The sequence below is a fragment of the Brevundimonas sp. genome (genome assembly GCF_032107865.1).
In the GTDB taxonomy this organism is placed as follows: Bacteria; Pseudomonadota; Alphaproteobacteria; order Caulobacterales; family Caulobacteraceae; genus Brevundimonas.
Map to the genome: position 1 here is coordinate 1 of NZ_DAMCNG010000009.1, position 5,591 is coordinate 5,591.

General features: G+C 67.5%; 7 protein-coding genes and 1 pseudogene. 5 read left to right on the plus strand and 3 right to left on the minus strand.

Annotation, left to right across the window (positions count from 1 at the left end; translation table 11 throughout):
* The 3 genes and pseudogenes from RT567_RS01705 to RT567_RS01715 form a co-directional block, all read left to right on the plus strand.
* Positions 1-748 (plus strand): annotated as a pseudogene (locus RT567_RS01705) (DNA mismatch repair protein MutL); the annotation flags it as partial.
* Positions 749-801: 53 nt separating this feature from the next.
* Positions 802-1,272, plus strand: a complete 471-nt coding sequence (locus tag RT567_RS01710) for a low molecular weight protein-tyrosine-phosphatase (protein ID WP_313573894.1) — start codon at positions 802-804, stop codon at positions 1,270-1,272.
* A 183-nt stretch (positions 1,273-1,455) separates the two neighbouring features.
* A complete protein-coding gene (locus RT567_RS01715; protein ID WP_313573896.1) occupies positions 1,456-1,731 on the plus strand; it encodes a YjhX family toxin in 276 nt (91 codons plus the stop codon).
* On the opposite strand, the gene rsmD is transcribed toward RT567_RS01715, so the two are convergent.
* Positions 1,714-2,289, minus strand: coding sequence for a 16S rRNA (guanine(966)-N(2))-methyltransferase RsmD (rsmD, locus tag RT567_RS01720; RefSeq protein ID WP_313573898.1), 576 nt, complete (start codon positions 2,287-2,289; stop codon positions 1,714-1,716). The two genes, RT567_RS01715 and rsmD, sit on opposite strands and share 18 nt — an antisense overlap.
* A gap of 46 nt (positions 2,290-2,335) precedes the next feature.
* On the opposite strand from rsmD, the gene RT567_RS01725 reads away from it, so the two are divergent.
* Entirely contained in the window at positions 2,336-3,283 is a 948-nt protein-coding gene (locus tag RT567_RS01725; RefSeq protein ID WP_313573899.1) for a CPBP family intramembrane glutamic endopeptidase, read from the plus strand.
* Here the strand turns inward: RT567_RS01725 and RT567_RS01730 are convergent.
* A complete protein-coding gene (locus RT567_RS01730; protein ID WP_313573900.1) occupies positions 3,268-3,684 on the minus strand; it encodes a GFA family protein in 417 nt (138 codons plus the stop codon). The two genes, RT567_RS01725 and RT567_RS01730, sit on opposite strands and share 16 nt — an antisense overlap.
* A 22-nt stretch (positions 3,685-3,706) precedes the next feature.
* Positions 3,707-5,230: a pseudouridine synthase gene (locus RT567_RS01735; RefSeq protein WP_313573901.1), complete on the minus strand. Its 1,524-nt coding sequence runs from the start codon at positions 5,228-5,230 to the stop codon at positions 3,707-3,709.
* Here RT567_RS01735 and tadA point away from each other — a divergent pair.
* On the plus strand, positions 5,219-5,591 hold a 373-nt coding region (gene tadA, locus RT567_RS01740; protein ID WP_313573902.1), incomplete at its 3' end, for a tRNA adenosine(34) deaminase TadA. The genes RT567_RS01735 and tadA overlap by 12 nt on opposite strands.

A 5,591-nucleotide genomic window follows, 5' to 3' on the forward strand; every position in this document is an offset into this window, starting at 1 on the left:
GCAACCGGCCGCCGCCGCCCAGAACCTGCCGGGTCTGAACGAGCGCTCCGGCCGCGTCGAGCATACGTGGAGCGGCGAGGCCAGCGCCCCCAGCTTCCGCACCTTGGGCGAGATCCAGGCCGAACACGCAGGCCAGATCACGCCGGGAGCCCCTGTCGATCTGATCGACTATCCGCTGGGCGCCGCGCGGGCCCAGTTGCACGCCAACTACATCGTCGCCCAGACCCGCGACGGCCTGGTCATCGTCGATCAGCACGCCGCTCACGAACGGCTGGTCTATGAGCGGATGAAGGCCCAGATGGCGGACGGCGCCGTTACCCGTCAGGCCCTGCTGACGCCCGAAGTCGTCGAACTGGACCCCGCCGAGGCCGAGCGCGTCGCCGCCAAGGCCGAGGAACTGGCCGAGATGGGCCTGATCGTCGAGGCGTTCGGCGCGGGCGCGGTGCTGGTGCGCGAGACGCCCGCCCTGCTGGGCGACACGGATGTTCAGGGCCTGATCCGCGACATCGCCGACGACCTGTCCGAGCACGGCGCCGCCCTGTCGCTCAAAGAACGGATGGCCGAGGTCTGCGGCACCATGGCCTGCCACGGCTCGGTGCGCTCGGGCCGCGTCCTGTCGGCGCCCGAAATGAACGCCCTGCTGCGCCAGATGGAGGCCACGCCCCACTCCGGCCAGTGCAACCACGGCCGCCCGACCTATGTGGAGTTGAAGCTGCACGATCTGGAAAAGCTGTTCGGGCGACGCTGACCACCCCACCCCGCTCTTCCCGGCGAAGGCCGGGATGAGCGAATAAAAACAACATGACCTACAGCATCCTCTTCGTCTGCCTCGGCAACATCTGTCGCTCACCGCTGGCCGAAGCCGCCTTCCGCGAGGAAGCGCGCCGCCTGAAGCTGGACCCCATCACGGATTCCGCAGGGACAGGAAACTGGCATGTCGGCTCCCCGCCCGATCCGCGCGCCCAGGCGGTCGCGCTGAAGAACGGCGTCGACATCTCGTCCCTGCGCGGCCGTCAGGTGAAGCCCGCCGACTTCCGCCGCTTCACCCATCTGGTGGCGATGGATCACGACAATCTGGCGAACCTGCGCCGCCTTGCTCCGCCCGACGCCACGGCCGAACTGTCCCTGCTGCTGGACCATGTAGAAGGCCGCGGAGGCCAGGCCGTGGCCGATCCCTATTATGGCGAGGACGACGGTTTCGATGTCACCTGGGCCGATGTCACCGACGGTGCCCGCGCCCTGGCCCTCAGGCTGCAACATCGCGAAAGCTGACTGACTAGCGGCCGCCCGCCCCTCACGCTATAAGCCGCGCCTTCCCCCAATGGGAGCGAACCATGTTTGAGATTGTAGCCACGGCATAGGCCCGGACGCTGATCGTCCCGAGGCCTCCTGAGCCCGCCCCGCGCCGCGTTGCGCCGGGCGCGTATCTTCTCATGCCTTGGAAATCTCAATCCCATGAATCTGTCACGTGCGGAGCAACGCACGCTCCACGCCCTCGCCCAGGGCGGTCGCATCCAGTTGGAACGCGACGGACACGGCCGCATCCTGGCCGCCCTCTGCTTTACCCGCGAAGGCTGGGTGCTGGACGGCTGCAATCTGGATCAATGGCGCAGCCTGAAGCGCAAGGGCGTCATCAAGTCCCGAAACGGCGGCCCCTATGTCGTCAATCGCGACGGCCTCAGCCGCCTGCGAAGCCGGGCCGACAACCGGACCTCAGGTCGAAGCTTCTAACGCCCTGAGAAACAGGACGCGCGCGGCGCCGTAGTCGCGCGCGTCCAACCTCTCATAGCCGGGGGTGTCGATCTCGGGTTCGTCCGAGCCGCGCTCGAACACCACGATCGCGCCCGGCGCCAGCCAGTCGCCCTCCAACAGCCGCGCCAGCGTCTGTTCCCCCAACCCCTTGGCATAGGGCGGGTCCAGAAACGCCAGGGTGAACGCCTCGCCGGCCGAGCCCGGACGCGGCCCCATGTCGGTCGCGCTGCGCCGATGCACCCGACACCGACCGAACAGACCATAGGCGTCCATGTTCTCGCGGATCGCGCCGCGCGCACCGTCGTCCGTATCCACGAACAGGCAGAAGGCCGCACCGCGCGACAGCGCCTCGAACCCCAGCGCGCCCGATCCGGCATAGAGGTCGATCACCCGCGCCTCGTGCAGACCTTCAGCCCACGGCGCATGTTCCAGCACGTTGAAGATCGCCTGACGCGCCCGATCCGACGTCGGCCGCGTGTTCTGTCCCTCGGGCGTGACGATGGCCCGACCGCGATATTGTCCAGCGACGATTCTCATGGCCCCGCCTCTGGACCGACCACGCGTGCAATGCAACGGTCGCCCCATGTCGAACGCCGGATTCTCAAGCTCCACCTCCTCGCCTTTCCTCACTGCGGTCGAGGAAGCGCGCAACAGTCCGCTGATCGTCGGCGTCAGGCCCGCTGCGCGCTGGAAGCGGCTGGCAGGCTTCATCGCTCTATCCTGCGTGCTGATAATCGCCGCCGGCATCATCATCGCCCTGACGATGACCGCTTTAGCGGCCGCAGGCGTTGTTGGTGCAGACGCCTTGGCCACTGTGGCGGAAGGGCCTGACCGCCTTTATGGCGAAGGCGCTTACGTGCTGGAACTCGGCGCTTTCCTTGGTTTGCTGGCGGGGGCCGTCCTGCTCAGCGCCAGAATCGCCTATGGCGTGCCGACGACGGCCTTTCTCTGGCCCCGCCGCCAATTCTCGCTGCGATATTTGTGGCTCGGGTTCGCCGTTATGACCGTGGTGGGGAGCGCCAGCGCCATAATCTACAATCTGATCGACCCTGCAAGTCCGGCGCCGATCCTGAATCCCGCCTATTCGGTCGAAAGCCGTCTGTTCTATGTCGCCGCAGCGGCCCTCGGCCTGTTCGTCGCAGCCACGGCCGAAGAAGTCGTCTGTCGCGGCGTCCTGCTCCGGGTGACAGGCGGCTTCACCGGCAGCCTGATCATTCTATGCCTGTTCAATGCCATCGTGTTTTCCGCCATTCACTTAGACCCCGATCCGGTAGCCTTCGTCGCACGCGCCCTGTCAGGCCTGATCTGGACCTGGGCGGCCCTGCGCCTTGGAGGGCTAGAGTTCGCCATCGGCGCCCACTGGGCAGGCAACCTCGCCATCGCCCTACTGGGTGAACCGATTTCTACTGAACCTCCACCAGGAGAACTCCTGCCGCTGTCGGCGCTTGCCTATGAAGCCGTCGCCCTGATCGTGGTGCTGGTCGCCGTCGAGCGGATCGTGCGCGCCCGACGCGCTCAGCCCTCCGCGTAGAGGGCTTCGACCTCGGCGCCGGTCATGCGGACGCGATCCCCGGCGAAATCGTAGTTGGCGGGCTTGGCGTCGATGTAGATCTCGCTGTCGAAGGCGAAGGCCGACGGGTCGTCGAAGGCCTGAACCGAGACCATGACCATGCCACCCGCCTTCAGCCGCCAGAACAGGTTGGAACCGCAGGCCGAACAGAACTGTCGCTCAGCCCAATCGGACGAGTCATAGGTCGACAGCGGCCCCTCGACTTCGACAGTGTCGCCGCAGTCGACGCTGAGCGACACCCCGCCCGAGGTCCGGCGACATCGTTCGCAATGGCAGGCGTGCATTCCGCCCTTGGGCGAAGCGGTGAAGCGCACCGCTCCGCACAGACAGCGACCGTTCAACGAGGTTTCAACGTCCGCCATGCCCTGCGCCTCCACTCAGTATTCAGCCGCGTCCGCGCGGGCCGCCACGTCCGCCTGCGCCGCCCGAAGGCTTGCCGCCGAAGGGTTTTCCTCCAAACGGCTTGCCGCCGCCGCGAGGGCCGCTCGGCCTGTCGTCCGAGCGAGAGTCTGAACGCGCATCGGGACGACCGCCGGTTCCACCGGGACGGCCGAACGGCTTGCCGCCGGGCTTTCCGCCGGGACGACCGCCCTTGGGCGGACCGCGACGGTCATCGATGAACTGGTCGGCGCGTGGTTCGCGCGGCTTGAAGGGGCGGCGCGGACGATCGCCGTCTTCCGTCCCTTCGCCATCACCCGGTCGAGCACGCGGCTTGAAGGTCTTGGCGTGCTCGAACTTGGGCTTGGCCTTGGCCCAGCCTTCCTTGCGAGCGGGCTTGCCGAATTCAGCGCCTTCTTCGGCCGCCGTTTCTGCGGCGCGCACGCGGCTAGGCTTGCGCGACGGATCCGACATGGCCGAGCCGGACTTGCCGCGCACGATCGGCGTGTTGGTGCGACGGCCGGGAATAGGCGCCGGCGTCGCGACCGTATTGCCGGTCGGCAGGTTCTCGGGACGGATATGCTCGGCCAGCATCTCGCGGATCACGCGCGGGCCGACTTCCTCGACCGATCCGACCGGCAGGGTGCCGAGCTGGAACGGACCATAGGCCAAGCGGATCAGGCGATTGACCGTCAGGCCGATGCTCTCCAGCACCTTGCGGACTTCGCGGTTCTTGCCTTCAGTGATCGAGACGCTGAGCCACAGGTTGGCCGACGACTTCTCGCCCTCGGCCTTTTCCTTGGCCTTGTCGATGGTGGCTTCCACCGGACCGTAACGCACGCCGTCGACGACCACGCCGTCCTTCAGCTTGTCCAGCTGCTCCTGGGTGATGCGGCCGCGCGCACGGGCGCGATACTGGCGCACCAGCGCCGTGTCCGGCAGTTCCAGCGCCCGGCTGAGTTCGCCGTCGTTGGTCAGCAGCAGCAGGCCCTCGGTCGCCAGATCGAGACGGCCGACGGAAATCACGCGCGGCAGGCCGCTGGGCAGGGCGTCGAACACATTGGGGCGGCCCGCCGGGTCGTTATGGCTGGTGATCAGGCCCGCAGGCTTGTGATAGCGCCAGACGCGCGTCGCCTGGGCCGCGCCGATCGGCTTGCCGTCGACGGTGATCTTGTCGTCGCGCTTCACCAGCACAGCGGGCGTGGCCAGGATGCGGCCGTTCACCGCCACCTTGCCCAGGCCGATCAGACGCTCGACCTCGCGGCGCGAGGCGATGCCCGCGCGCGCCATGACCTTGGCGATTCGTTCGGTGCGTTCGGGGCCCTTGGCCTCGGTCGCAGACTTGTCGCCAGGCTTGCCTCCGGCGCGGTCGCGAGGCTTGCCGCCCGGCTTTCCGTCCTTGTCGAAGGGCTTTCGTGCCTTGTCGAAAGGCTTTCGCAGGCCTTTATCGGCGAAATTGCGGGGGCCGCGCGGTCCGTCGTCTTGACGGGAGCGGGGCTTCTTGTCGTTGTCTTTGGGATGGCGATCCATGATGAGCGGTTCATGAGCATGGCGCTCGATCTGGCGCAAGCGGCGGCTGAGGCTGGCGAGGTGCCCGTCGGCGCGGTGATCGTGGATGAAAACACCGGCGAAGTGCTTGGGCGCGGGCAAAACGGGCCCATCACGGCCCATGATCCGACCGCCCATGCCGAGATCGTCGCCCTGCGCGATGCGGCGGCGAAGTTGCAGAATTATCGCCTTACGGACCTGACTCTCTATGTCACGCTCGAGCCGTGCGCCATGTGCGCGGGCGCCATCAGCCACGCCCGCATCGGCCGCGTGGTCTGGGGCGCGGACGATCCCAAGGGCGGCGCCGTGCTCCACGGCGGGCGTTTCTTCGACCAGCCGACCT

Excerpts from the sequence above, each read along its gene's own strand:
- RT567_RS01725 (WP_313573899.1), top strand. The coding sequence starts at position 2,336 with ATGTCGAACGCCGGATTCTCAAGCTCCACCTCCTCGCCTTTCCTCACT.
- RT567_RS01735 (WP_313573901.1), bottom strand. The coding sequence starts at position 5,230 with ATGGATCGCCATCCCAAAGACAACGACAAGAAGCCCCGCTCCCGTCAA.
- RT567_RS01715 (WP_313573896.1), top strand. The coding sequence starts at position 1,456 with ATGAATCTGTCACGTGCGGAGCAACGCACGCTCCACGCCCTCGCCCAG.
- rsmD (WP_313573898.1), bottom strand. The coding sequence starts at position 2,289 with ATGAGAATCGTCGCTGGACAATATCGCGGTCGGGCCATCGTCACGCCC.
- RT567_RS01710 (WP_313573894.1), top strand. The coding sequence starts at position 802 with ATGACCTACAGCATCCTCTTCGTCTGCCTCGGCAACATCTGTCGCTCA.
- RT567_RS01730 (WP_313573900.1), bottom strand. The coding sequence starts at position 3,684 with ATGGCGGACGTTGAAACCTCGTTGAACGGTCGCTGTCTGTGCGGAGCG.